This window comes from Microbaculum marinum, assembly GCF_037855135.1.
GTDB classification, from domain to species: domain Bacteria; phylum Pseudomonadota; class Alphaproteobacteria; order Rhizobiales; family Tepidamorphaceae; genus Microbaculum; species Microbaculum marinum.
Window position 1 is genome coordinate 560263 of record NZ_JAZHOF010000002.1, and the last position, 24617, is coordinate 584879.

Consider the following 24617-nt stretch of genomic DNA (forward strand, 5'->3'; position numbering starts at 1 on the left):
TCCGCGTCAGGAATGGCAGTCATAAGGAAGTGATGATTGCCTGACGCGTCACCCTATGTATTGTGCGCATCCCACCCGGCTTTCGAGTTTCCCCAATGGCCCGCGATCTGACCGACACCACGCCGCTAGAGACCCGCGACGAACTGGTCGCCTATCTCGAAGCCGGCAGCAAGCAGCCGTCGGCATTCCGGATCGGCACCGAGCACGAGAAGTTCGGCTTCTACGAAGCCGATTGCTCGCCGGTTCCCTACGAGGGCCGCCGCGGCATCCAGGCGCTCCTCAACAACATGCAGGCGCTGCTCGGCTGGGAACCGGTGATGGACGGCGACAAGATCATCGGCCTCGTCGACCCGACCCAGGGCGGGGCGATCTCGCTGGAGCCGGGCGGGCAGTTCGAGCTGTCGGGGGCGCCGCTCGAATCGATCCACCTGACCTGCCGCGAGGTGCACTCCCACCTGGCGCAGCTGCGCGAGGTCGCCGAGCCGCTCGGGATCGGCTTCCTGGGCCTCGGCTTCTCGCCGAAATGGACGCTTGCCGAGACGCCGCGCATGCCCAAGCAGCGCTACGACATCATGACGGCCTACATGCAGAAGGTCGGCACAATGGGCCTCGACATGATGTACCGGACCTGCACGGTCCAGGTGAACCTCGACTTCTCCAGCGAAGCCGACATGGTGAAGAAGATGCGGGTCGGGCTGGCCCTGCAGCCGATCGCAACCGCCCTGTTCGCCAATTCGCCGTTCAGGGAAGGCAAGCCGAACGGGCTGCTGTCGCTGCGCAGCGAGGTCTGGAAGGACACCGACAACGACCGCGCCGGCATGCTGCCCTTCGTGTTCGAGGACGGTTTCGGCTTCGAGCGCTATGTCGACTACGCGCTCGACGTGCCGATGTACTTCGTCAAGCGCGGCGACACCTATCACGACGTGTCCGGCGACTCGTTCCGCGACCTGATGGAGGGAAGGCTCGCCAAGCTGCCGGGGGTCAGGGCGACGCGGTCGGACTGGGTCAACCACCTGACGACGATCTTTCCCGAGGTGCGGCTCAAGAAGTTCATCGAGATGCGCGGCGCCGACGGCGGGCCGTGGCGGCGGCTGTGCGCGCTGCCGGCGCTGTGGGTCGGACTGCTCTACGACACCACGGCCCTCGATGCGGCCTGGGACCTGGTCAAGGACTGGACCGCCGAGGAACGCCAGCGCCTCCGCGACGAGGTGCCGCGCACGGCGCTGAAGACGCCCTTCCGCGACACCACGGTCCAGGAGATCGCCCGGCAGACGGTGGCGATCGCCCAGGAGGGACTGAAGCGGCGCGCCCGTGGCTACGGCGGCGAGGCAGACGAGACCCGGTTCATCGAGGAACTCTCCGAGATCGCCGAGACCGGCGTCACGCCGGCCGAATTCCTGCTCGACCGGTACAACGGCGCCTGGGGCGGCGACATCGACAGGGTCTTCGAGGAGTGCAGTTATTGACGAACGCCCTGTCGCCGCCGGTCGCGGCGGCGAATGGAGGGGGGTCGTTCGGCAGGGCTGAACTCGCGCTCTACGTCGCCACGGTGGCGCTGTGGTCGTCGGGCTGGATCGGCATCAAGCTGCAGGTCGGCGTCGTGCCGGTGTGGCAGTCGGCGTTCTACCGGTTCGCGATCGCGACCGCGGTGATGTTCGCCTGGGTGGTGCTGTCGAGACGGCGGATCGCCTTCCCGTGGTCGCTGCACCTGCGCTTCGCGGCGCTGGGCGCGCTGATGTTCTCGACGAATTTCGCGCTGTTCTACTACGCCGCCCAGTTCGTCACCTCCGGCCTGCTGGCGGTGGTGTTCTCGCTGGTCACGGTCTTCAATCCGATCAACGCGGCGCTGTTCCTGCGCGAGCGGATGTCGCCGAAGGCGCTGCTGGGCGCGCTGATCGGGATCACCGGCATCGCGATGATCTACTGGCCGGAGGTGGCGCGGCCGGAGACCGGCGCGGCGGCGGTGCTGGGGCTGGCGGCAGCGGTCGGCGGCACGCTGACCTTCTCGCTCGGCAACATCGTCGCCTTCGGCGTGCACAGGCAGGGCATCCCGGTGATTTCCACGAACGCCTGGGGCATGGCCTACGGGACGGTGGTGCTCGGACTGCTGGTCGCAGCCCTCGGGGAGCCGCTGCAGTTCGAACCGACCGCCGTCTACGCCGGGGTGCTGGCAATCCTCGGGACGGTCTCCACGGTGCTGCCGATGGCGACCTACCTCACCCTGATGCGTCGGATCGGGCCCGGCCGGGCCGGCTACGCGACGGTCATGTTCCCCATCGGCGCCCTTGCCATCTCGTGGCTTTTCGAGGGATACGAGTGGACCGGCATCGCGATCGCGGGACTGGCGCTCGCCCTTGCCGGCAACCTGTTCGTGCTCGGCAAGCCGCGGCCGAAGGAGGGCTGAGGTGACGAAGATGCGCACCACCGTGCTGGCGGCCGCCGCTGCCGCAGTGGCGGGGCTTGCGGCCTGCGGGCCGGCGCAGGCGGTCTGGCGGGTGGTCGGCCCGGGGATCGCGGTCGGCGAGGCGCGAGCGGGCAATGCGACGATCGCCGCCGAGTGCCTGCACGACGGGCTGGTGCTGGGGATCTACAACATCCACTGGGAATTCGAGCACGGCGAGGAACTGGACCTGGTCGTCGACGGGCGGTCCTTCACGCTGCACCAGTACCCGCACGCCGACAAGATCGTCTTCTCCGACGTGCAGACCGCGGGCGGGCATCTCGACATTTCCGCCGACCTGATCGCGGCGCTCAAGTCGGGCAGCCAGGCCCGCCTCGCCGGCGCCGCAGTGGAGCACCTCGATCCCAAGGCGATCACGTTCGGACTGGTCCGCTCCGAGGCGGCGCTGACCACCGTCGAGCGCTACTGCGACTAGGGCCGCCGCTATTCGGCGGCGTCGGCCAGAACCGCCGGCGACAGGTTGCCGATCCGCGTCACGATATGGTGGGCGAGGGCGTCGTGGATCGCCGAACGGGCGTGCCTGGCCCGCAGGAAGCCGATGTCGCACGGCGGCAGTGCCGGATATCCGTCGCGCTCGGTGAGGACGCGCATTTCCGGACGCACCGCGCTTTCCGGCAGGATGGTGATCGCCAGTCCCGCCAGCACCGCACTGATGAGCGGCGCTGCCGAGGAACTCGTGTAGGCGACGCGATACTTTCGGCCGACCGACTCGAGCGCGTGCTGGGCGGAGCGCCGCCACGAGCAGGTCTGCGGTCCGGCGGCCAGCGGCAGCGGGTCGGCCAGATGCGTCGCATGCTCGCGGGCGCCGACGAAGTTCAGCGCCTCGCGCCGGATCACCTCCCCCTCGCCGACATCGCACTTGGTGACGATCGCCAGGTCGAGCTCACCCTTCTCGATCCGTTCGCCAAGGCTCGACGAGCCCTCGCAGCGCACGACCAGTTCGACATGGGGGTGGCTCCTGGCGAACGCCTGCAGGACGCGCGGCAGCAGCCGGTCGGCGTAGTCGTCGGGGACCCCCAGCGTCACCTGGCCCTGAAGCTCCGGCTCCGAGAACACGGCGGCCGCCTCCTCGCTGAGGCTGACGATGCGCTGCGCGTAGTCGAGCAGCCGGAAGCCGTCGGGCGTCAGCGTGACCGACCGCGCGCCGCGTTCGAACAATGGCCGTCCGATCATCTCCTCGAGCTTCTTCATCTGCATCGAGACCGCGGACTGGGTGCGGTGCACCTCTTCGGCGGCGCGGGTGAAGCTGCCCGTCTCGGTAATGGTCAGGAAGGTCCTGAGCAGCTCTATGTCGAGGAGGTTCGGCATCTGCATCTCCATCAGCGTCGCTTATGTCGATGATTAGAAACATTCGTTGGATAAATCAACGCCAAAGCATCATCTTCAGGTCGTTCGAAGCTGCGATCACCCGCGCGATCATCCGGGGACGTTCCACCGGCAATCACGCAGTGAGCCGCTGTCCGCACTGGAGACGAAGATGCATACCTCGATACAGACTGCCCGCATCGGTGAGGGTCTCATCCATGCGGGACATGCCGTGCTCCGCGCAGTGTTCCGGCTCTGGCGCGCCTGGAGCAACCGCCGCCAGGTCGCCGTGCTGCTCGAGGCAGACGACCACATGCTGCGGGATATCGGCCTGACCCGCGGCGACGTGGTCGGGGCCCTGTCGGGTCCGGCCGACATGGACCCCTCCCATCACCTGATCCGGGCGCGTGCCGAGCGGCTGCGGGCGCGGGCCTGGCAACGGCTCGGAGCGTGACGTGCGAACCGGTGTCGCAATCGCCTTATTCGCAGTCGCAAAACCGACATCGCCCGTAGGAGCTAAGCGATTGTAGCATATCTGGATTTCCGGCTTGGCATTTCTCGATTCCGCCGCAATCCACATATAGCTGTCGCAGTGCAACACAGACGTCGCGCCGGCCCCGCCTGCGCGGCGTTTGTGGTCTTTAGGTCGGTTTTTGAATGAAAGGAATGTCATGGACATGATCACCTATGCCGGCCATGCCGCCGGTGCCATAGAGCCACCGCACGCGCTGCGCGACAGGATCGCCCACACGATCTCGCGTCTCGCCCGCGCGCATCGCGCCCGTCGCGATTTCGACGCGCTGCGCAACGCCAGCGACCACATCCTGGAAGACATCGGCCTGACCCGGTCGCAGCTCACCTCGGCGCTCAACTCGCCGTTCTGGGTCGACCCCTCGGTCAAGCTCGCGTCCTCGCGCAACCGGCGTCGCCGTTGAATCGGACAAGGCGGCCCGTCCGACACACGGGTCCGGAAGACAGACGGCCGCGGCAGAGATACTCGCCGCGGCCGTTTTGATTCGAAGGGCAGCGCATCGGCAGCCTGCGGGCCTTCCGCCTTGCGAAGCAGCGGGCGGTCCATATATATATTCAATAAATAGAATATGTATGGGTGGCCAAAATGAACATCGATCGCTTCGTCCTCGCCTTCGCCGGTCTCGTGGTCCTGGTTTCCCTTGGGCTGGGGATCTGGGCAAGCCAGTGGTGGTTCCTGCTGACCGGCTTCGTCGGCCTCAACCTGCTCCAGGCGGCATTCACCGGCTTCTGTCCGCTGGCGATGATCCTCAAGAGAATCGGCCTGAAGTCCGGCCAGGCCTTCGCCTGAAGGTCGGCTCATCCGTGCAGGACGCCGAGGGCCTACTCGTCGAACAGGCTTGCCTGTCGGGTGGCCGGAGACGGTGTCTTCTTCGTCGCTGACCGCGCCGGCCTTGGTTCGCCGGAATCGACAGCCGCCGGAAGCATCCCGTCGGAGAACTGGATCTCGAGCCGGTCCCCGGTGACGTGGCCTCGGGCGCTTCGCACCATGTTGCCGGCGGAATCGCGCACCAGGGCGTAGCCGCGCTGGAGCGTCTTCTGATAACTCAGGGTGCGGAGAAGCTGGTAGAGCGTCTCCAGCCTGTCCCTGGAGCGTTCCCGCCTGCGGTCCACCGCCTTCCTTGCCCTGGCCTGCAGCACCTCAAGCCGGTCCCCGCACCTGTCGATGCGGTCGCGGATGCGCGTGGGCGACAGCCGGGCCGATGCCTTCGCGAGCCGCGTGCCGTGGGCGCGGGTGTTGGCGATCAGGGCGCGGCCGAGCCGGCCCGAGGCCTCGTCGAAGCGCTGGCGCGGCAGTGCCAGCATGTCTGTCAGACGCGGCAGTCCGCGCGCCGCTGCGCGCAGATGGGACTTGCGCTCCTGGACGAGGCGGATCAACCCGCCCTTCAGCCGCTGTCCGCGGTCCGACACGTAGGCGATCAGTTCACTGCGGACCGGCACCGCGATCTCCGCCGCCGCGGTCGGCGTCGGCGCGCGCATGTCGGAGGCGTGGTCGATCAGTGTCCAGTCGGTCTCGTGGCCGACGGCGGAGATAATCGGGATCGCGCTATCGGCAGCCGCCCGTACGACGATCTCCTCGTTGAAGCACCACAGGTCCTCCAGGCTGCCGCCGCCGCGTGCGGCGATGATCACGTCGGGGCGCGGGATCGCGCCGCCCGGCTGCAGCGCGTTGAAGCCGCGGATGCCGGCGGCGATGTCGTTCTCGGCCCCCTGGCCCTGCACTCGCGCCGGCCAGACGAGGACATGGATCGGGAAACGGTCCGAGATGCGGTGCAGAATGTCGCGGATGACCGCCCCGGTCGGCGAGGTCACCACCCCGATGACGCGGGGCAGATAGGGCAGCGGCCGCTTGCGCTCCTGGTCGAACAGGCCCTCTGCTGCGAGCTTCCTGCGGCGCTCCTCGAGCAGCGCCATCAGCGCGCCGACGCCCGCCGGTTCGATCGATTCGATGACGATCTGGTAGCTGGAGCGGCCGGGATAGGTGGTCACCTTGCCGGTGGCGATGACCTCCATGCCTTCCTCCGGCTTGAACCGCAGGCGGCCGAAGGTGCCCTTCCAGATGATCGCGTCGATGCGCGCCTTGTCGTCCTTCAGCGCGAAGTAGCAGTGGCCGGAGGAATGCGGGCCGCGGTAGCCCGAGACCTCGCCGCGCAGCCGCACGTAGGGAAACGCGTCCTCCACCGTGCGCTTCACGGCGAACGAGAGTTCCGAGACGCTGAGCTCGGGGATGTTGCCTTGTGGCGAGTCGACCATGGCGCCAAGTCTTACGCGATTGCGCCGCGACTCGCGAGGGCGGCAAATCGCCGGCGTGCCGGCGAGGTGGCGTCAGTCGCGATCGGGCGCGCCCCCTGGAAAGAGCTCCCGGTAGGGCCGCGCTTCTTCGACGGCGCAGGCGAAGGACGGACGCGACAGGAGTGCGTCGCGGTAGCGCCGCAGATGCGTCAGGCCGGTTCCGATCTCGTGAACCCAATCGGCGTAGAACAGCGACGGGGCCGCGGCGCAATCGGCCATGCTGAAGTCCTCGCCCGCCGCCCAGGCGCGACCCGCCAGCTTGCCGTCGAGCCAGCGGTAGGCCATGTCGAGGATCCGCCGCGCCGACGCAACGCCGGCCGCGTCCCGGTCTGGATCCGGCTGCATGCGGTCGAAGACGATCTTCTGCAGCGGAGTCATCACGTAGTTGTCGAAAACGCGGTCAAGCATCCGCACCTCGAGCGCGGCGTCGAAATCGTCGGGGATGAGGCGGACCGCTCCGGGATGATAGTGCTGCAGGTACTCGATGATGACGGTCGATTCCACGATCGTCCGTCCGTCGTCGAGTAGAACCGGAAAGCGCTTCATTGGCCACGCCGCTTCGAGCGCCTCTTCGTCGGCCCTGTCCTGGAACTGGATGAGCCGGAAGTCGAACGGGGTAGCGTTCTCGTAGAGCGCGGTGAGGACCTTCTGGCAGTAGGACGAGAACGGGTGCGCGTAGAGCTCAGGCTTCATCAGGCCCTCCCAGACCGATTTCACTATGCAACTGGATTGGCTGTAGACAAACCGATCGCGTTTTGCAAGCAGTAACTACCATGAACAGGATTGCCCAGGGCCACAGGTCGGGTTGCCCAATAAACCTGACACTCGAGACGCTGGGCGACCGCTGGAGCCTGATCGTCATCCGCGACATCATGTTCGGCAACCGCCGGCATTTCCGCGAACTCCTCGCCCATTCGGAGGAGCGGATCGCCTCCAACATCCTGGCCGACCGGCTGAAGCGGCTGCTCGAAGCCGGGCTGTTGTGGAAGCGAGACGACCCCTCCCACAAGCAGAAGGCGATCTACAGCCTGACGGAGCCGGCGATCCAGCTGGTCCCGCTGCTCGTCCAGATGGGCGCCTGGGGCCGCCGCCACACGCCCGTCTCGGCGGAACTGGCGATTCGCGCGCAGCTGCTGGAGGAAGGCGGGCCGCCGCTGTGGGACCGCTTCATGGACGAGCTCAGGAGCCTGCACCTGGACGCGCCGGCGCCGCCACGCTCGGTTCTCGCCGACCTGCAGGCCGCCTACGAGGAGGTCGCCGCGAGGACGAGGGCCGAATCCGATTTGCAGGCGTGACGACAGCCGCACCGCGTGCTAGTCGGAAACGCGACGGCAGGCAGCACGAAAAGGTGCAATGAACGTCCTTCTCATCGGATCAGGCGGCCGCGAGCACGCCTTGGCTTGGGCTCTTTCCGCGAGCCCGATGCTCACAACCCTCTACGCCGCGCCCGGCAATGCCGGGATAGCCGAGGTTGCGACCTGCGTGCCGCTCGACATCGGCGACCATGCAGCGGTTGCCGAGTTCTGCACGTCGAACGACGTCAAGCTGGTCGTGGTCGGCCCGGAGGCGCCGCTGGTCGCCGGAATCGTCGACGACCTGAACAGGGCCGGCATCCGCACGTTCGGCCCGACGGCGGCGGCAGCGCGCCTGGAAGGCTCCAAGTCCTTCACCAAGGACCTGTGCCGACGCTACGGCATCCCGACCGCCGCCTACGGCACCTTCACTGACGCGAAGTCCGCGAAGTCCTTCGTCCAGACCGAGGGCGCGCCGATCGTCATCAAGGCGGACGGGCTCGCCGCCGGCAAGGGCGTCGTCATCGCCCAGACGGTGGAGGAGGCGGAAGCCGCGATCGACGACATGCTGGGCGGCGCCTTCGGCGAGGCCGGCAGCGAGATCGTCATCGAGGAATTCCTCGAAGGCGAGGAGGCGAGCTTCTTCGCGATCTGCGACGGCCGCATGGGGCTGGCGCTGGCGACCGCGCAGGACCACAAGCGGGTCGGCGACGGCGACACCGGTCCCAACACCGGCGGCATGGGCGCCTATTCGCCGGCCCCGGTGATGTCCGAGGAGCTGTGCCGGCAGACGATGGAGAAGATCATCGCGCCGACGCTAAAGGCGATGCGGGCGGAGGGCACCCCGTTCACCGGTATCCTCTATGCCGGCCTGATGATCACCGCGGAGGGGCCGAAACTGATCGAGTACAACGTGCGCTTCGGCGATCCGGAGGCGCAGGTCCTGATGATGCGCCTGCGCGACGACCTGCTGCTGCTGGTCCAGGCCGCGCTCGACCAGATGCTCGATACGGTCTCGATCCGCTGGCGCAGCGAGCCGGCGCTCAGCGTGGTGATGGCGAGCAAGGGCTATCCGGGCGCCTACGAGAAGGGGTCCATCATCAGCGGCGTCGAGGCGGCATCGTCTCTCGACGACGTCGAGATCTTCCACGCCGGCACCGTCCGGGACGGCGACGCGCTGAAGGCGACCGGCGGTCGCGTCCTCAACGTGACGGCGCTCGGCGCGACCGTCCGCGAGGCGCAGGCGCGCGCCTACGCCGCCGTCGACGCCATCGACTGGCCGGAGGGCTTCTGCCGGCGCGACATCGGCTGGCGGGCGGTCGAGCGGGAGGGGGCGCAGGACGGCGCGCGCGACCGCGACCGGGAGGCGCGAACCGCATGAGCGCGCCGCTCGCCGACCTGTTTCCGGGATTTGCGGCGCGGACGGTGGAGACCGGCGCGGGTGAACAGGGCGGGGCGGGCATCTTCCTGCGCACCGGCGGCGAAGGGCCGCCGCTGCTGCTGATCCATGGCTATCCGCAGACCCACGTCATGTGGCACAGGGTGGCGCCGGCGCTGGCGGAGCGGTTCACGCTGGTGATCCCGGATCTCAGGGGCTACGGGCAGAGCTCGGTGCCGGCGTCGGACGCCGATCACTACGCCTATTCCAAGCGGGCGATGGCCGGCGACTTCGTCGAGGTGATGGCCGCGCTGGGCCATGACAGGTTCCATGTCGCCGGCCACGACCGCGGCGGCCGCGTCGCCTACCGGCTGGCACTGGACCATCCCGACCGGGTGCAGAAGATCGCGGTGCTCGACATCGTCCCGACCTACGCGATGTGGCAGGGCTTCGACATCGATTTCGCGATGAAGGTCTATCACTGGATCTTCCTCGCCCAGCCGAACCCGCTGCCGGAAATGCTGATCTCGCGGGCGCCGGTGGAGTATCTCGACTACACCATCGCGAGCTGGACGAAGGCGAAGTCGCTCGCCGCGTTCGACGACCGCGCGCTGGTGCACTACCGCGCCTTCTTCTCCCAGCCGGAACGGATCCACGCCTGCTGCGAGGACTACAGGGCCGGGCAGGACTACGACTACCGGGCCGATACCGTGGATGCGGAGGCGGGAAACCGGATCGCCGCGCCGCTGCTGGCGCTGTGGGGCGCCGCCGGCATTCCCAGCGAGACCGAAAGCCCCCTCGAGACGTGGCGGGCATGGGCCGGCGACGTGACCGGCATGGCCGTCGATTCCGGCCATTTCGTCTGCGAGGAGAATCCGGACGCCACGGCGGCCGCGCTGCTCGACTTCTTCGGAGGCTGAGCGATGGCAGAGGCGCCTCTCGACCGGCAGGCCGCCTACTCCGGCACCAAGGACGTCGCCGCGGCGCTCGCCTTCGACGAGACGCGGCTGGCCAGGTGGCTGGAGGCGCACGTGCCCGAGTTCCGCGGGCCGCTGACGGTCAAACAGTTCAAGGGCGGCCAGTCGAACCCGACCTACATGATCGAGGCGGCGTCCGGGAAGTACGTCCTGCGCCGCAAGCCGCCGGGCAAGCTGCTGCCGTCCGCCCATGCCGTCGACCGGGAGTTCAAGGTGATCTCGGCGCTGCACGGCGCCGGCTTCCCGGTCGCCCGGCCGTACGTGCTGTGCGAGGACGACAGCGTCGTCGGCACGATGTTCTACCTGATGGACTGCGTCGAGGGCCGGGTCTACTGGACCCCGGACCTGCCCGAGTGCGACAAGGCCGAGCGCGGCGCGATCTACGACGCGATGAACGAGACGATCGCCCGCCTGCACACGATCGACTACGAGGCCGTCGGCCTGAGCGCGTTCGGCCGGCCGGCCGGCTACGTGGAGCGGCAGATCAGGCGCTGGTCGCAGCAGTATCGCGCCTCGCAGACGCAGGACATCGTCGAGATGGAGCGCCTGATCGACTGGCTGCCCGGGGCGACGCCGCCCGATTCAGGCGCCTCGATCGTGCACGGCGACTTCCGGCTCGACAACATGATCCTGGCCCCGGACAAACCGGACGTGCTGGCCGTGCTGGACTGGGAACTCGCCACCCTCGGCGACCCGGTCGGCGACTTCACCTACCACCTGATGCAGTGGCACATGCCGCCCTCGCGCTTCGGTTCGGGGACCGGCAGCCTGGTTGGCCTCGACCTGCCGGCGCTCGGCATTCCGACGATGGAGGAGTACGTCGCGAAGTACTGCGAGCGGACCGGCCGCGACGGCATCGCCAACCTCGACTTCTACTTCGCCTACAACTTCTTCCGTCTCGCCGCGATCCTGCAGGGCATCGTCGGGCGGGTGCGCGACGGCACGGCGACCAACGAGAACGCGGCCGGCATGGAAACGCAGGTCAGGCCGCTGGCCGAGACCGCCTGGGGCTTTGCCGCGCGCGCCGGGGCGCTCGGCTGACGTGGCGCGCGCGCCGAAGCCCGCGCCGCAATCCGGGCCACGCATCGGCCTCGCGCTGGGCGGCGGCGGCGCACGTGGACTCGCCCACATTCCCGCCCTGGAGGCCTTCGACGACCTCGGCATCCGGCCGACGCAGGTGGTCGGCACCTCGATCGGGGCCATCATCGGCGCGGCCTATTGCTCCGGCATCGCCGCCAACGACCTGCGCCACTACGCGATTTCCGCCTTCCGCCATCGCGGCGAGGTGCTGAACCGGCTCTGGAAGCTGCGCCACGAGCGGTTCGCCGACCTGCTGACGCCAAGCCTCGGCAATCCGGTGCAGCTCAATCCCGAAAAGGTGCTCGACGCCTTTCTGCCGGACGGTGTGGCGCGGACGTTCGAGGGGCTGCAGATCCCGCTGACGACGGTCGCGACCGACTTCTACTCGGCGACCCCGGTGGCGCTGTCGAGCGGCAACCTGCGGGTCGCGGTCGCCGCCTCGATGGCGATTCCGATGATGTTCCGGCCGGTCGTCGTCGACGGTGCGGTGATGATCGACGGCGGCGTCACCGACCCGCTGCCGTTCAGCTTCATCGACCGGGGGATGGACCTCGTCGTGGCGATCGACGTGGTCAACAAGCCGAAGGGCGACACCAGCAAGATCCCCTCGCCCTACGAGGCGATCTTCGGCGCCACCCAGATCCTGATGCAGGGGGTGGTGGCCGAGCGGCTCGCCCACCTGAACGGGCCGAACATCCTGATCCGGCCCAACATCAACGTGTTCCGGGTGCTCGACTTCCTGAAGGCGCGCGCGATTATCCGCTCGGCGGAACCCGCCAAGGACGAGCTGAAGCGGGCGCTGGAAAAGGCGCTGCGGCAGTTCTGAAGCGGCAGGCGGCGGGTGGTCGGGCTGGGTCCTCGGGTTCGAAGGAGCGGCGGCTTCGCCGGGTCCTTGCGCTGGGTCCCCGCTTTCGCGGGGACGAGCGGGGGAGGGGCGGGGCGGATCGTCGGGTGTCAGGGAGGATAGGGTGGGGGTTCCCCGCCTGTTCCACCTATCCGGTTGTCCGTGCCGTTAAATTCCTAGTCCGCTCATCCCCGCGAAATCAGGGAATCCAGCGTGAAGGCTCGGCGAAGCCGGCGCTTACGGTTCGCCCGGGCGCGTCACTGGCAGTAGTGGCGCTTGCCGTCGTAGCCGAGGAAGGTGCCTGTGGCCGGGTCGAAGGACCTGTACTTCGAGGCGCAGTAGGCGTTCCATTCGGCCGTGCCGCGCGCCGGGGCGTAGCCGGTGGCGACATAGGTTCCCGAATAGCCCGGCCCGCTCTGCACGGGCAGCGACGGATCGTAGGGCTGCGTCGGTGCCACGTAGCCGGGGGCGACGTAGACGGGAGCCGGTGCCGGGGCGACGTAGGGGGCGGTGCCGTAAGCGTAAGGGGCGGGGGCGTAATAGCGCGGCTGCGCCAGGGCACTGCCGATCAGCGCGCCGGCGGCGAGGCCGACCACTCCCGCGGCCACCGCCGCGCCGGTGTTGTTGCGGTAGCCGTAGTAGCCGGAATAGCCCGGATAGTAGCCGCGATAGCCGCCGCCATAGTAGTAGCCGCCCCGCCAGCCGGCATCGGCGGAGCCGGTCGGGACGGCGGACAGACCGGTCGCGACGGTCATCGCCGCCAGCGCCAGCACGGCCGAACGACGCAGTTTACGAATGTCGAACATCGCAATGATCCCTGTTGCACTTCGGCCAAGCGCCGATTGGACGCCACCTTAGCACGAACGGTGTGGCAACAGCGGGGCGGACCGGCACGGCCGGATGGCCGGGTGTCGGGGGCGGGCGGCGAAGGATCAAGATGGATCGCGGCCCGCCGCCGGGGTCCCCTGGGGTCCCCGGATTGCGCTGCGCTCCATCCGGGCTACGGGGTGTGCGGGGATCGTTTCGCCCATTAATTCGATAATTCTAGAATTACCGATTGACTACGCTCCGAAGCCGTTCCATAGTCCGGACATGAACAGTCACGACGTCGCCGCACGGCTGGAGGCGCTGGGCAATCCGACCCGGCTGGAGATCGTCCGCATCCTGGTGCGGACCGGAAGCCGCGGGCTGCCGGTGGGCGACCTGCGCAGGCGGATCGGCATCGCGGCCTCGACCCTGTCGCACCACCTGGCCAAGCTCGTCACAGTCGGGCTCATCAGCCAGGAGCGGCAGGCCACCACCCTGATCTGCAGAGCGGAGCTCAAGACCATGCAGGAAACGGCAGACTACCTGATTTCGGAGTGCTGCGCCGAGGAGAAGGCGGAGATCGATGCCGGAACCCGGACCGATCCATGCTGCGAGGACGGCTGCTGCGGCCCCGACTGCTGCAACTCGGGTGCCGAGGGGGAGAAGGCCGCCGGGAAAACGGCCGCCTGATTTTTTTTTGGCCAATTATTCGATATTTCCGGAAATACGGGATTGGACAATGTCAACAGCCATCGCCCTCATCCGCAGCCGCGCCGGCCATATCGATCCGGCGTTTGCCGCGATCCTCATCGTCCTGGCGGCGCTTGCGATCGTCGCGCCGGGGCAGGCTCGCGACTCGGCGGCCTTCACCGTCGAAAGCCTGCTCTCGATCCTGCCCTATCTGGCCGCGTCGATCGGAATTGCCGCCTATGCGGCGGCGTCGGGCGCCGACAACCTGATCGCCCGGGCGTTCCAGGGGCGCACCGTCACCATGGTGGCGATGGCGGCGCTGATCGGGGCGCTGTCGCCGTTCTGCTCGTGCGGGGTGATCCCGCTGATCGCCGCGCTGCTGGCGATGGGCGTGCCGCTCGCCCCGGTGATGGCCTTCTGGCTGGCCTCGCCGATCATGGACCCGTCGATGTTCGCGCTGACGGCAGGCACCCTGGGGATGGAATTCGCCGTCGCCAAGACGGTGGCTGCAATCGGGGTCGGATTGCTGGGTGGCTACGGCATGTGGGCGCTGATGCGCTTCGGCGCGTTCGAGAGCCCGCTCAGGCCCGGCATCGGCGACGGCGGCTGCGGCGGGGCGAAGGTGCGCGCCCCGAAGCAGGTCGTCTGGGCATTCTGGCACGACGGGGACCGGCGCGAGAGGTTTGCCCGCAACGGGCTGAACAACACACTGTTCCTCGGCAAGTGGCTGACGCTCGCCTTCCTGCTCGAATCGCTGATGCTCGCCTACGTGCCGGGAGACATGATCGCCCGGGTGCTCGGCCACGACGGCGTCGGCACCGTGGCGCTGGCGACGCTGGTCGGCATACCGGCCTACCTGAACGGCTACGCGGCGCTGCCGCTGGTCGGCGGCCTGATCTCGCAGGGCATGGCGCCCGGCGTCGGCATGGCGTTCCTGGTCGCCGGCGGCGTCACGTCGATCCCCGCCGCGATCGCCGTCTTCGCGCTCGCCCGCCTGCCGGTGTTCCTCGCCTATGTCGGCTTCGCGGTTACGGGCGCGCTGATCGCCGGGCTGGCATACGGGATGGTGGGCTGAGGGGACATCCGTGAAGGTCGGCCTCCCCGATCAAAATCATCCTCTCCGTCGTCGTCCCGGAAATCGCGTGGAGCGATGTCCAGGACCGGAGAGCCACGGACGGGGCGGTGGCTCTCCGATCCCGGCTCTGCGCTGCGCTCCGGCCGGGATGACGATGCAAGGGGTGGGATAGGGCTAGCCCCGCCGCGCCTCGAAGAAGCGCTTGAGCATTGCGCCGGCCTCGCGTTCGGCGATGCCGGAATAGACCTCGGGGGCATGGTGGCAGGTCGGCTGCGCGTAGAAGCGCGGCCCATGCTCGACGGCACCCGTCTTGAGGTCGGCTGCGCCGTAGTAGAGCCGGCGGATGCGGGCGAACGAGATCGCCGCCGCGCACATGGCGCAGGGCTCCAGCGTCACCCAAAGGTCGCAGCCGGTCAGCCGTTCCGAGCCGATCGCCGCCGCGGCCTGACGGATCGCCAGCAGCTCGGCATGGGCGGTCGGGTCCTTCAGCTCCAGCGTCCGGTTGCCGGCCGCCGCCAGGATCGTGCCGTCCCTGACGATCACCGCGCCGACCGGCACTTCGCCGCGTGCCGCCGCCGCGCGCGCCTCGGCGAGCGCTTCGTCCATGAAGCTCCTGGTGGCCATCAAATCCTTATCCTTTGGCCCGCACTCTGCTATCAGGGCGCCATGTCCGACAAGGCCGACACCACGACTCTTCCCTCCTCCGAACGGATCGCCAAGCGGATCGCCCGTTCTGGCCTGTGCTCGCGGCGCGACGCCGAGCGGCTGATCGCCGAGGGCCGGGTCGCGCTGAACGGCAAGGTGCTCGACACGCCGGCGGTGAGCGTCGGGCCCGGCGACGCGATCACCGTCAACGGCAAGCCGCTGGCGGAGACCGAGCCGACGCGGCTGTGGCTCTACCACAAGCCGGCCGGACTGGTGACCACCAACCGCGACCCGCAGCGGCGGCCGACCGTCTTCGAGAAGCTGCCCAGGGACCTGCCGCGCGTCGTCAGCGTCGGCCGGCTCGACATCAATACCGAGGGCCTGCTGCTGCTGACCAACGACGGCGGCCTCGCCCGCGCGCTGGAACTGCCGTCGACCGGCTGGCTCAGGCGCTACCGGGTGCGTGCGCACGGCACCGTGACGCAGACCCAGCTCGACGCGCTGAAGACCGGCGTCGCCATCGACGGCGTGCGCTACGGTCCGATCGAGGCAGCGCTGGACCGGGCGCAGGGCGGCAACGTCTGGCTGACGATGGCGCTGCGCGAAGGCAAGAACCGCGAGATCAAGAACGTCCTCGAGTCGCTGGGGCTCCGGGTCAACCGGCTGATCCGCGTCTCGTTCGGTCCGTTCATGCTGCGCGAACTCGCCGTGGGCGGCGTCGAGGAGGTGAAGCCGCGGGTGCTGCGCGACCAGCTCGGTGCGCGGATGATCCGCGAGGCGGGGATCAGGCTGCCGGAGCCGACCAGGACCGCCGCCGCGCCGCGCGGCTCGGGATCCGCCGCGGCAGGCGAAGGCAAGCCCGGCGGTTCGGGAAAGGCGGGCCAAGGGAAACCTGGCCAGGGGAAGCCGGTAAGGCGGAAGGGAGCCCACGTCGCGAGCGCGTCGAAGCGCCCCCCGGCGGACGACCGGCGGGGCCGCCCGGGCAAGCCCGGGAAGGCGGCCGCGACGGGTCGTTCCGGCAAGGCCGACCGTCCCGGCGGGCGGCCCGCCAGGACACCGCGTGGCAGGCAGCGATGAGGATGGCGACCGGCGCGGCCGAACGATTGCTGTCGGTTCGGCCCGGCAATGCGAGGGCCCGCGGTCTGCTGCCGGTGCCCCGCCGCACCGTCGGCCGGACGCCGGAGAGTACCGTGCTCCCGGCCCTCGGCTGCGAGCCTCGGGCGTTCGCCCCTGCGAAAGCTGCGCTTTCGCTGCCGCTGCGCGGCACCGGGGCTTACCCCCCTCTCCAACTCTCCCCCACAAGGGGGGAGAGGGGCGCAAGGCGCAGTTCGGGGAGATCCCTCCACCGTTCCGCCGTGCAGCCGGTACCGAGGTGCGACGGGCAGCGATGAGGATGGCGACTGTCCCGGAGATAGGAATGCTGGCAATTCGGCGCGGCAATGCAACGACCCGCGGTTGGCCGTCGGCGCTCTGCCGCACCGTCGGCCGGACGCCGGGGCGTACCGTGCTCCCGGCCCTCGGCTGCGAGCCTCGGGCGTTCGCCCCTGCGAAGGCTGCGCTTTCGCTGCCGCTGCGCGGCACCGGGGCTTACCCCCCTCTCCAACTCTCCCCCGCAAGGGGGGAGAGGGTTCCCTGGAGCACTGCCCGTCTTGTGTCGAAATGTCGGTCCCGGCTGCACGACCGGAGGGTCCTGGGTATTCCCGAGATGGCGTCTTGTTCCCCTCTCCCCCCTTGCGGGGGAGAGTTGGAGAGGGGGGTAAGGCACGGTCCGCATCAGCGGACGAAACGCGTGAGCGTTTCGAGTGCCTTACGCGCGAGACCCGAAGTCGAGCGCCGGGAGCACGGTCCGTGCCAGCGGACGAGACGGATAGCGCTGCGCGTGCCTTCCGCTAGACGCGCGCCGAGCGCCGGATGCCGTCAGGCGGCGGCCGACGCAGGTGCTTTCGCATGGACCCGCTGGCCGCGGCCTGACAAGAGCCGTCGCGACATCGAACAGTATTGGACACCCGTTCCCGGAGACCCCCGTGCGCGTCGTCGGCGGCCGGTTTAAGGGGCTGACGCTCGCGACCCCGAAGGGGCACGCGATCCGGCCGACGTCGGACCGGCTGCGCGAGGCGGTGTTCAACATCCTCGAGCATTCCTACGACGATCCGGTGTCCGGCGCGCGGGTGCTGGATCTGTGCGCGGGGACCGGGGCCCTCGGCATCGAGGCGCTGTCGCGAGGGGCGCGGTCGGCCGTGTTCGTCGACATGTCGGCGGAGGCGCGGGCGCTGATCCGGCGCAACCTGGAAGCCGCCGGCATCATGGGGCTTGCCCGGATATCGAAGCGCGACGTCGCCCATCTCGGGCCCGCCGGCCAACAGGGCGGCTTCACGCTCGCCTTCCTCGACCCACCCTACGAGAAGGGGCTCGCCGACAAGGCGCTGGCGGGGCTGTCGAGGGGCGGCTGGCTCGCCGAGGGCGCGCTGGCCGTGGTGGAGGAGCGCGCGGGGGTCGAACTCAAGCTGCCGCCGGGCTATATGGAGCGCGAACGCCGGACCTACGGCGACTCCGAAATTCGCATCCTGAGCAATGCCCCATGAAGATCCTGGTCGTCGAGAACTATCCGAACTCGCCGCTCGGCAATGTCGGCGAGGCGCTGGCCGAACGCGACGTCCAGCTGGACACCGTCATCGCCCACGGCGGCCAACCGATACCCGACGGCCCGAACGGCTACGACGGACTGATCATGCTCGGCGGGGCGCAGAGCGCGCTCGACGACGACGACTATCCCTTCCTGCCGGCGCTGGCACGGCTGACGCGCGCCTTCGGCGATTCCGGCCGGGCGGTGCTCGGCATCTGCCTGGGCTCGCAGATCATCGCCCGCGCCTACAATGGCGGCAACGTGCTCGACCGGCCGCTGGAGTTCGGCTACCGGCCGGTGTTCCCGCTGCCGGAGGCGGCCGAAGACCCGGTGCTGTCGGTGCTCACCGGCCCCTCGCCGACCTTCCACTGGCACAAGGACACGGTGACCCTGCCGCCGGGCGCGGTGCGGCTGGCCGAAAGCGAGATGACGGCGAACCAGGCCTGGCGCATCGGCAACAACGTCTATGCCAGCCAGTTTCATTTCGAGGCCTCCGCCGCGGTGGTCGGCGACTGGAGCGTGCAGGCCCGCGATCACATCCTCGAGCATGCGCCTGAATGGCCGGACATGCTGCCGCTGGCCCTGGAGAAGAACGCCGGGCCCGCCGACCGGCTCGGCCTGGAACTCGGGCGGCGCTGGGTAACACTAGCGCAAGAACTGCGCGGCAACCGGCGCGACTGAGAGCCGCCGGCCGGGGCCGGACCGGTTCCACGCACTTGCCCCCGATTGCTGAATTCCGGACCTCCGACCGGGAAAAGATTTACTCCCCCGGCCGCTACCCCACATAATTGCGCTGGAACCGAAAGACGCGGCAGGCGTTACAACCGGGAGGTTCCTCATGAGCTCAGAATCCTTGCGTATGCGCTGGCTAACCCGTCCGATCTTCGGCTGGGCGCGCGGCGCGTTGCCGTCCATGTCCGCAACCGAAAAGGCCGCCATCGAGGCAGGCGAGGTCTGGTGGGACGCGGAACTGTTCACCGGCAATCCCGACTGGAAGAAGCTTCTCGGCACGCCCCCCGCCAGGCTCAGCGACAGGGAACAGGCATTCCTGGACGGACCGGTGCGGGACCTCTGCGCCATCGTCGACGACTGGAAGGTGACCTGGGAGGACGGCGACCTGCCGCCCGAAGCCTGGGAGATGATGCGGAAGCAGAAGTTCTTCGGGATGATCATCCCCCAGGGGTATGGCGGTCTCGACTTTTCCTCCTATGCGCAGTCCGAAGTCATCCGGATGCTGTCGACCCGGTCGATCACCGCGGCGGTGACAGTGATGGTGCCGAATTCGCTGGGCCCGGGCGAGCTGTTGATGATGTTCGGAACCCAGGAGCAGCGCGACCACTGGCTGCCGCGGCTTGCCGACGGGCGCGAGATCCCGTGCTTCGGCCTGACCAGCCGCGAGGCGGGCTCCGACGCCGCCGCGATGATCGACACCGGCGTCGTCTGTCGGGGAGAGTTCGAAGGTAAGGAAACGCTCGGCATCCGCCTGAACTTCCGCAAGCGCTACATCACCCTGTCGCCGGTCGCCACCGTGCTGGGCCTCGCCTTCAAGCTGCACGATCCCGATGGGCTGCTGGGCGGCGACAAGGATCGCGGCATCACCGTTGCGCTGGTGCCGACCGACCTGCCGGGCGTCAAGCGCGGGTGTCGGCACCTGCCCGGCCTGCAGTTCTTCCAGAACGGTCCGATCGAGGGCGAGGACGTCTTCATCCCGCTCGACAACGTCATCGGCGGGCAGGAGCAGGTCGGCAAGGGCTGGCCCATGCTGATGTCGGCGCTCGCCGCGGGCCGCGGCATTTCGCTGCCGTCGCTATCGGCGGCCGGCGCTGCGTTCTGCGCGCGCACGACCGGCGCCTACGCACGGGTGCGCACCCAGTTCGGCCTGCCGGTCGGCAGGTTCGAGGGGGTCAAGGACCGGATGGGCCGGCTCGCCGGCAACGCCTACCTGCTCGACGCCGCCCGCCGCCTGACCTGCGCGGGCATCGACGAGGGAAGGGCGCCGGCCGTCGTCTCCGCGATCATGAAGGCGCACGCGACCTACCGGATGCGCGACTCCGTGATCGAGGCGATGGACGTCCATTCCGGCAAGACCGTCATCGACGGGCCGCGCAACTACCTCGGCAGCCTGTGGCGGGCGATCCCGATCGGGATCACGGTGGAAGGCGCCAACATCCTCACGCGCAACCTGATCATCTTCGGACAGGGCTCGATCCGCTGCCATCCCTACTTGCTGAAGGAGATGACGGCGCTCGAGGAGACCGACAAGGACAAGGCCCTGAAGGATTTCGACAAGGCCTTCTGGGGCCATGTCGGGCACGCCACCGCGACGTTCTTCCGGGCCTGGGGCCGCAGCCTGACGGGCGGCCTGCTGGCGCCGGCGCCGGCGGACGCCGGGGCGGTGACGAAATACTACCGGCAGCTGTCGCGCTATGCCGCCTGCTTCGCGCTGACCTCGGACATGGCGCTGTTGACTCTGGGCGGTGCGCTGAAGCGCAAGGAGACGATCTCGGCGCGGCTCGGCGATATACTCTCGGAACTCTACCTGCTCTCCGCGGTCCTGAAGCGCTGGCAGGACGAAGGCCGCAAGGACGAGGACCTGCCGCTGGTGGCGTGGTGCATGGAGGAGGGGATGGCGACGATCGAGACCAGCTTCGATCAGGTGCTCGCCAACTTCCCGAGCCGCGTCACGGCGTGGTTCCTGCGGCTGTTCATGCCGATGGGGCGCCGGCGCGGTCCCTCCGATGCGCTGACGCAGGCCTGCGCCGACATCCTGATGGAACCGTCGGCGACGCGCGACCGGCTGACCGCGGGCCTCTATCTCGGCGGCGAGGGCGACAGCATCCACGCGCTGGAGCGCGCCTTCGCGCTGGTCGTCGAGACCGAGCCGATCCGCCGCAAGCTGCGCGACGCGCGCATCGATCCGGCCGACCCGAAGGCCAAGACCCTGATCACTGCCGACGAGACCCGCCGGCTCGCCGAAGCCAAGGCGGCCGTCGACGAGGTGATCGAGGTCGACGACTTCCCGGCGGATGAACTGTCGGGCGCGCAGCCCAAGTCGGCCAAGCCGCAGGCCGGCAAGGCGCCAGCCCGCCGCAAGACGGCCCCCCGCAAGACCGCCGGCAGCACCGGCTCCTCGAAATCGAAACCGAAGTCGTCGCGCGCGACGCCGGGCTCCAAGGTGGCTGCGGAATAATGGACAACGATCCCGTCTACATCGTCGACGGCGCGCGCACGCCGTTCATCAAGGCCCGCGGCGAGCCAGGTCCCTTCTCGCCGGTGGACCTCGCCGTGCAGTGCGGCCGTCCGCTGCTGCTGCGCCAGCCCTTCGAGCCCGATGCGTTCGACGAGGTCATCCTCGGCTGCGTCAACGTGGTGGCCGACGAGATGAACCCGGCCCGGGTGGCGGCGCTGCGGCTCGGAATGGGCATGCAGATGACCGCCTATACCGTGCAGATCAACTGCGGCTCCGGCATGCAGTCGATCGACAGCGGCTACCGCAACATCCGGGAAGGCAAGTCGGAACTGGTCCTTGCGGGCGGCGCGGAATCGCTCAGCCATTCGCCGCTGGTGTTCAGCCGCGATGCGGTCGAGTGGTTCGCCGAACTGAACGGCGCCAAGTCGCCGGTCGCCAAGCTGCAGGCCGCCGCCGACGTGCGGCCCGGATACTTCAAGCCGATCATCGGCCTGGAGCGCGGCCTGACCGATCCGATCGTCGAACTGAACATGGGCCAGACGGCGGAGGTCGTCGCGCACCTGTTCGACGTGACCCGCGAGGAAGCCGACGCCTATGCCGTCGAGAGCCATCACCGCCTGGCGCGCGCGCAGGACGAAGGCTGGCTCGACGGCGAGGTCGAGCCGATGTTCGACAGGTCCGGCAAGGTGCATCCGCTGGACGACGGCGTGCGCCGCGATTCCTCCGTCGACCGGCTCGCCAAGCTGAAGCCCGCCTTCGAGCGTCCCTGGGGCCAGGTGACGGCGGGCAACTCCTCGCAGATCACCGACGGAGCGTCGTGGGTGATCCTCGCCTCCGAGAAGGCGGTCCGGGATCACGGCCTGACGCCGAAGGCGGTGATCCGCGACAGCGCGTGGTCGGCACTCGATCCCTCGATCATGGGGCTCGGACCGGTGCTCTGCGCCACGAAGATCCTCGACCGCAACGGCATGAACCTCGACGACATCGAATTGTGGGAGCTGAACGAGGCCTTCGCCGCGCAGGTGCTCGGCTGCCTGCGCGCCTTCGACGACGCCGATTTCTGCAGGCGGGTGCTGGGCAAGGACAAGGCGATGGGACGGATAGACAGGGACCGGCTGAACGTCGACGGCGGCGCGGTCAGTCTCGGCCATCCGGTCGGCGCCAGCGGCAACCGGATCGTGCTGCATCTCGTCAACGCCATGCACCGGCTCGGCCACAAGGTCGGCATCGCCACCGAGTGCATCGGCGGCGGGCAGGGCGGCGCGATGCTGGTCGAGGCGGCGTAGGGAGAGCGCAGATGAAGGGAAGCGTCTGGAAGGTCCTCGAGCCGCGCAATCTGGAACTCGGCCCTGCAAAGGACATCGAGAGCGACCGCTGGAAGAACTGGCGCATGGCGCTCGACGAGGGCGGCATCGCCTGGCTGGTGATCGACAAGGCGGGTTCGAGCGCCAACACGCTGTCGGAGGAGGTGCTGCGCGAGTTCGACGAGATCCTCGCCGACCTCGAAACCACGAAGCCGAAAGGCCTGGTCATCCGCTCCGGCAAACCGGACAACTTCATCGTCGGCGCCGACGTGAAGATGTTCCAGGGCATGCAGGATGCCGCCGCGGTCGAAGAGAAGGTGAAGGAGGCGCATTCCGTCGTCGACCGGCTTGAAGCGCTGCCGTTCACCACGCTCACCATCGCGCACGGCAACTGTGTCGGCGGTGGCCTAGAGATCGCTCTCGCCTGCGACCATCGCATCGCGATCGCCGGCGCCAAGCTCGGTTTTCCCGAGATCCTGCTCGGCCTGCACCCGGGCCTCGGCGGCACCGCGCGGTCGACCCATCTCATCGACCCGACCGAGGCGATGAAGATGATGCTGACGGGCAAGTCGGTCGACGCCCGCAAGGCGAAGTCGCTGGGCCTGGTCGACGCGGTGACCGAGGAGCGGCACGTCCGCAACGCGGTTCGCGCGACGATGTCCGGCGACCTCAAGACCAGGGACCGCGGCATCAAGGCCGCGGCCATGTCGAGCTATCCCGCGCGCGTCATCGCGGCCCGGCAGATGCGCCATCAGGCCGCCGACAAGGCGCCGCCGAAACACTATCCCGCCCCGAACGCGCTCATCGCCCTGTGGGAGGAGCACGGCGGCTCGCTTGCGGACATGAAGTGCGCCGAGCAGGCCTCGTTCGCCAGGCTCGTCGTCAGCGAGACGGCGCAGAACCTCATTCGCGTATTCTTCCTGCGCAGCGGCCTGAAGGCGAAGGCAGGCGACGAGTCGGAGGTGCGTCATGTCCATGTCGTCGGCGCCGGCGCGATGGGCGGCGACATCGCCGCCTGGTGCGCCCTGCAGGGCATACGCGTCACGCTCGCCGACCTGGACGCCGAAGCGCTCGGCAAGGCGGTCGGCCGGGCGAATACGCTGTACGGCAAGATCCTCAAGGACGGCGCCAAGGTGCGGGACGCCCTCGACCGGCTGATTCCCGATCTCGCCGGTGCGGGCGCGGCACGCGCAGACATCGTCATCGAGGCGGTGCCGGAGCGGACCGACCTGAAGCAGAAGGTCTATGCCGGCCTCGAGGCGAAGATGAAACCCGGCGCGATCCTGGCGACCAATACATCGAGCATCCGCCTCGAGGACCTCGCCAAGGGCCTGAAACGCCCGGAGCGCTTCGTCGGCCTGCATTTCTTCAATCCCGTCTCGCGCATGCAGTTGATCGAGGTCGTCCGGCATCCGGAGCTCGATCAGGACGTGCTGGCCAGGGCGACCGCGTTCGCCGGTCAGATCGACCGCCTGCCGGTGCCGGTGAAGAGCTCGCCGGGTTTCCTCGTCAACCGCGCGCTGACGCCGTATCTCGTCGAGGCGATCGCCATGGTCGACGAGGGCATCGCCAAGGAGACGATCGACCGGGCGGCCGAGGACTTCGGCATGCCGATGGGACCGATCGAACTCGCCGACCAGGTCGGCCTCGACATCTGCGTCGAGGTTGCGGCGATGCTGCGCGCCGACCTCGATCCCTCGATGCCGGAGATCCCGGAGTGGCTGAAGGACAAGGTCGAGCAGGGCAAGCTCGGGCGCAAGACCGGCGAGGGCCTGTATCGCTGGAAGGGCGACGAGCCGGTGAAGCCGGAGAAGGGCGCCGAGCCGAGCCGGGAGATGACCGACCGGCTGATCCTGCCGATGCTCAATGCCTGCGCCGCCTGCCTGCGCGAGGGCGTGGTGGCGGACGCCGACACGCTCGACGGCGCCATGATCTTCGGCACCGGCTTCGCGCCGTTCCGCGGCGGGCCCATGCACTACGCCCGGACTCGCGGCGTCGATGACATCGTCTCGACGCTGCGCTCGCTGGAGCAGGCGCACGGGGCACGCTTCAAACCGGACGAGGGCTGGCAGTCCGTCGAGAGCCGGCAGCAAGCGGATTCGGACCTGCGCGAAGCGGTCTGA

General features: G+C 68.8%; 24 protein-coding genes. 19 read left to right on the plus strand and 5 right to left on the minus strand.

Annotated features, from left to right (window positions below):
• The first annotated feature begins 95 nt into the window (after window positions 1-95).
• Genes V3328_RS06180 through V3328_RS06190 form a run of 3 tightly spaced genes read left to right on the plus strand, consistent with a single transcriptional unit; the run spans window position 96 to window position 2876 of the window.
• Complete coding sequence (locus V3328_RS06180) at window positions 96-1466, plus strand: glutamate--cysteine ligase (RefSeq protein ID WP_340328741.1); 1371 nt, start codon at window positions 96-98, stop codon at window positions 1464-1466.
• A complete protein-coding gene (locus V3328_RS06185) occupies window positions 1463-2404 on the plus strand; it encodes a DMT family transporter (protein WP_340328742.1) in 942 nt (313 codons plus the stop codon). The genes V3328_RS06180 and V3328_RS06185 overlap by 4 nt, the downstream gene beginning before the upstream one ends.
• Before the next feature lies 1 nt (window position 2405).
• Complete coding sequence (locus tag V3328_RS06190) at window positions 2406-2876, plus strand: hypothetical protein (RefSeq protein WP_340328743.1); 471 nt, start codon at window positions 2406-2408, stop codon at window positions 2874-2876.
• An 8-nt stretch (window positions 2877-2884) separates the two neighbouring features.
• Here V3328_RS06190 and V3328_RS06195 read toward each other — a convergent pair whose 3' ends face one another.
• Window positions 2885-3769, minus strand: coding sequence for a LysR substrate-binding domain-containing protein (locus V3328_RS06195; protein ID WP_340328744.1), 885 nt, complete (start codon window positions 3767-3769; stop codon window positions 2885-2887).
• 169 nt (window positions 3770-3938) lie between these two features.
• On the opposite strand from V3328_RS06195, the gene V3328_RS06200 reads away from it, so the two are divergent.
• The 3 genes from V3328_RS06200 to V3328_RS06210 all read left to right on the plus strand — a co-directional run bounded on the left by V3328_RS06200 (window position 3939) and on the right by V3328_RS06210 (window position 5087).
• A complete protein-coding gene (locus V3328_RS06200) occupies window positions 3939-4220 on the plus strand; it encodes a DUF1127 domain-containing protein (RefSeq protein ID WP_340328745.1) in 282 nt (93 codons plus the stop codon).
• Between the two features lie 217 nt (window positions 4221-4437).
• Entirely contained in the window at window positions 4438-4701 is a 264-nt protein-coding gene (locus V3328_RS06205; protein WP_340328746.1) for a YjiS-like domain-containing protein, read from the plus strand.
• A 182-nt stretch (window positions 4702-4883) separates the two neighbouring features.
• The gene (locus tag V3328_RS06210; protein WP_340328747.1) at window positions 4884-5087 is read left to right on the plus strand and encodes a YgaP family membrane protein; all 204 of its coding nucleotides are present in this window, start codon (window positions 4884-4886) and stop codon (window positions 5085-5087) included.
• Between the two features lie 32 nt (window positions 5088-5119).
• Here V3328_RS06210 and xseA read toward each other — a convergent pair whose 3' ends face one another.
• Both xseA and V3328_RS06220 read right to left on the minus strand, forming a co-directional pair.
• Window positions 5120-6550, minus strand: a complete 1431-nt coding sequence (xseA, locus tag V3328_RS06215; protein WP_340328748.1) for an exodeoxyribonuclease VII large subunit — start codon at window positions 6548-6550, stop codon at window positions 5120-5122.
• Window positions 6551-6622: 72 nt separating this feature from the next.
• Window positions 6623-7282, minus strand: a complete 660-nt coding sequence (locus V3328_RS06220; RefSeq protein ID WP_340328749.1) for a glutathione S-transferase family protein — start codon at window positions 7280-7282, stop codon at window positions 6623-6625.
• Between the two features lie 80 nt (window positions 7283-7362).
• Here V3328_RS06220 and V3328_RS06225 point away from each other — a divergent pair, with 80 nt between their 5' ends.
• Genes V3328_RS06225 through V3328_RS06245 form a run of 5 tightly spaced genes read left to right on the plus strand, consistent with a single transcriptional unit; the run spans window position 7363 to window position 12142 of the window.
• Window positions 7363-7884, plus strand: a complete 522-nt coding sequence (locus tag V3328_RS06225) for a winged helix-turn-helix transcriptional regulator (protein ID WP_378758941.1) — start codon at window positions 7363-7365, stop codon at window positions 7882-7884.
• A gap of 58 nt (window positions 7885-7942) precedes the next feature.
• Window positions 7943-9262, plus strand: a complete 1320-nt coding sequence (purD, locus tag V3328_RS06230) for a phosphoribosylamine--glycine ligase (RefSeq protein WP_340328750.1) — start codon at window positions 7943-7945, stop codon at window positions 9260-9262.
• Window positions 9259-10179, plus strand: a complete 921-nt coding sequence (locus V3328_RS06235; RefSeq protein WP_340328751.1) for an alpha/beta fold hydrolase — start codon at window positions 9259-9261, stop codon at window positions 10177-10179. The genes purD and V3328_RS06235 overlap by 4 nt, the downstream gene beginning before the upstream one ends.
• A gap of 3 nt (window positions 10180-10182) precedes the next feature.
• Window positions 10183-11277, plus strand: coding sequence for a phosphotransferase family protein (locus tag V3328_RS06240; RefSeq protein ID WP_340328752.1), 1095 nt, complete (start codon window positions 10183-10185; stop codon window positions 11275-11277).
• Window position 11278: 1 nt separating this feature from the next.
• Complete coding sequence (locus V3328_RS06245) at window positions 11279-12142, plus strand: patatin-like phospholipase family protein (protein ID WP_340328753.1); 864 nt, start codon at window positions 11279-11281, stop codon at window positions 12140-12142.
• Window positions 12143-12417: 275 nt separating this feature from the next.
• Here the strand turns inward: V3328_RS06245 and V3328_RS06250 are convergent, their stop codons facing one another.
• Window positions 12418-12966, minus strand: a complete 549-nt coding sequence (locus tag V3328_RS06250) for a BA14K family protein (RefSeq protein ID WP_340328754.1) — start codon at window positions 12964-12966, stop codon at window positions 12418-12420.
• A gap of 286 nt (window positions 12967-13252) precedes the next feature.
• On the opposite strand from V3328_RS06250, the gene V3328_RS06255 reads away from it, so the two are divergent.
• Entirely contained in the window at window positions 13253-13657 is a 405-nt protein-coding gene (locus V3328_RS06255) for an ArsR/SmtB family transcription factor (RefSeq protein ID WP_340328755.1), read from the plus strand.
• A 49-nt stretch (window positions 13658-13706) separates the two neighbouring features.
• On the plus strand, window positions 13707-14732 hold the full coding sequence (locus V3328_RS06260) for a permease (protein WP_340328756.1): 1026 nt from the start codon (window positions 13707-13709) through the stop codon (window positions 14730-14732).
• 174 nt (window positions 14733-14906) lie between these two features.
• Here V3328_RS06260 and V3328_RS06265 read toward each other — a convergent pair whose 3' ends face one another.
• Window positions 14907-15356 carry a nucleoside deaminase gene (locus V3328_RS06265; RefSeq protein ID WP_340328757.1) on the minus strand — a complete coding sequence of 150 codons (450 nt, stop codon included), beginning with the start codon at window positions 15354-15356 and terminating at the stop codon, window positions 14907-14909.
• Window positions 15357-15398: 42 nt separating this feature from the next.
• Between V3328_RS06265 and V3328_RS06270 the strand changes: the two genes are divergently transcribed.
• The 6 genes from V3328_RS06270 (at window position 15399) to V3328_RS06295 (ending at window position 24617) form a co-directional block, all read left to right on the plus strand.
• Window positions 15399-16454 carry a pseudouridine synthase gene (locus V3328_RS06270; RefSeq protein WP_340328758.1) on the plus strand — a complete coding sequence of 352 codons (1056 nt, stop codon included), beginning with the start codon at window positions 15399-15401 and terminating at the stop codon, window positions 16452-16454.
• Window positions 16455-17401: 947 nt separating this feature from the next.
• Window positions 17402-17959, plus strand: a complete 558-nt coding sequence (gene rsmD, locus V3328_RS06275; protein WP_340328759.1) for a 16S rRNA (guanine(966)-N(2))-methyltransferase RsmD — start codon at window positions 17402-17404, stop codon at window positions 17957-17959.
• Complete coding sequence (locus V3328_RS06280) at window positions 17956-18681, plus strand: type 1 glutamine amidotransferase (protein ID WP_340328760.1); 726 nt, start codon at window positions 17956-17958, stop codon at window positions 18679-18681. The genes rsmD and V3328_RS06280 overlap by 4 nt, the downstream gene beginning before the upstream one ends.
• 157 nt (window positions 18682-18838) lie before the next feature.
• Entirely contained in the window at window positions 18839-21190 is a 2352-nt protein-coding gene (locus V3328_RS06285; RefSeq protein WP_340328761.1) for an acyl-CoA dehydrogenase, read from the plus strand.
• Window positions 21190-22476 carry an acetyl-CoA C-acetyltransferase gene (locus tag V3328_RS06290; RefSeq protein ID WP_340328762.1) on the plus strand — a complete coding sequence of 429 codons (1287 nt, stop codon included), beginning with the start codon at window positions 21190-21192 and terminating at the stop codon, window positions 22474-22476. Before V3328_RS06285 ends, V3328_RS06290 begins: the two co-directional genes overlap by 1 nt.
• Before the next feature lie 11 nt (window positions 22477-22487).
• Entirely contained in the window at window positions 22488-24617 is a 2130-nt protein-coding gene (locus V3328_RS06295) for a 3-hydroxyacyl-CoA dehydrogenase NAD-binding domain-containing protein (protein ID WP_340328763.1), read from the plus strand.

Coding starts and splice junctions, on each gene's coding strand:
- V3328_RS06270 (WP_340328758.1), top strand. CDS start 15,399: ATGTCCGACAAGGCCGACACCACGACTCTTCCCTCCTCCGAACGGATC.
- V3328_RS06295 (WP_340328763.1), top strand. CDS start 22,488: ATGAAGGGAAGCGTCTGGAAGGTCCTCGAGCCGCGCAATCTGGAACTC.
- V3328_RS06205 (WP_340328746.1), top strand. CDS start 4,438: ATGGACATGATCACCTATGCCGGCCATGCCGCCGGTGCCATAGAGCCA.
- V3328_RS06200 (WP_340328745.1), top strand. CDS start 3,939: ATGCATACCTCGATACAGACTGCCCGCATCGGTGAGGGTCTCATCCAT.
- V3328_RS06255 (WP_340328755.1), top strand. CDS start 13,253: ATGAACAGTCACGACGTCGCCGCACGGCTGGAGGCGCTGGGCAATCCG.
- V3328_RS06280 (WP_340328760.1), top strand. CDS start 17,956: ATGAAGATCCTGGTCGTCGAGAACTATCCGAACTCGCCGCTCGGCAAT.
- V3328_RS06285 (WP_340328761.1), top strand. CDS start 18,839: ATGAGCTCAGAATCCTTGCGTATGCGCTGGCTAACCCGTCCGATCTTC.
- V3328_RS06225 (WP_378758941.1), top strand. CDS start 7,363: ATGAACAGGATTGCCCAGGGCCACAGGTCGGGTTGCCCAATAAACCTG.
- xseA (WP_340328748.1), bottom strand. CDS start 6,550: ATGGTCGACTCGCCACAAGGCAACATCCCCGAGCTCAGCGTCTCGGAA.
- V3328_RS06180 (WP_340328741.1), top strand. CDS start 96: ATGGCCCGCGATCTGACCGACACCACGCCGCTAGAGACCCGCGACGAA.
- V3328_RS06195 (WP_340328744.1), bottom strand. CDS start 3,769: ATGCCGAACCTCCTCGACATAGAGCTGCTCAGGACCTTCCTGACCATT.
- V3328_RS06235 (WP_340328751.1), top strand. CDS start 9,259: ATGAGCGCGCCGCTCGCCGACCTGTTTCCGGGATTTGCGGCGCGGACG.
- V3328_RS06220 (WP_340328749.1), bottom strand. CDS start 7,282: ATGAAGCCTGAGCTCTACGCGCACCCGTTCTCGTCCTACTGCCAGAAG.
- V3328_RS06265 (WP_340328757.1), bottom strand. CDS start 15,356: ATGGCCACCAGGAGCTTCATGGACGAAGCGCTCGCCGAGGCGCGCGCG.
- V3328_RS06260 (WP_340328756.1), top strand. CDS start 13,707: ATGTCAACAGCCATCGCCCTCATCCGCAGCCGCGCCGGCCATATCGAT.
- purD (WP_340328750.1), top strand. CDS start 7,943: ATGAACGTCCTTCTCATCGGATCAGGCGGCCGCGAGCACGCCTTGGCT.
- V3328_RS06290 (WP_340328762.1), top strand. CDS start 21,190: ATGGACAACGATCCCGTCTACATCGTCGACGGCGCGCGCACGCCGTTC.
- V3328_RS06210 (WP_340328747.1), top strand. CDS start 4,884: ATGAACATCGATCGCTTCGTCCTCGCCTTCGCCGGTCTCGTGGTCCTG.
- V3328_RS06250 (WP_340328754.1), bottom strand. CDS start 12,966: ATGTTCGACATTCGTAAACTGCGTCGTTCGGCCGTGCTGGCGCTGGCG.
- V3328_RS06240 (WP_340328752.1), top strand. CDS start 10,183: ATGGCAGAGGCGCCTCTCGACCGGCAGGCCGCCTACTCCGGCACCAAG.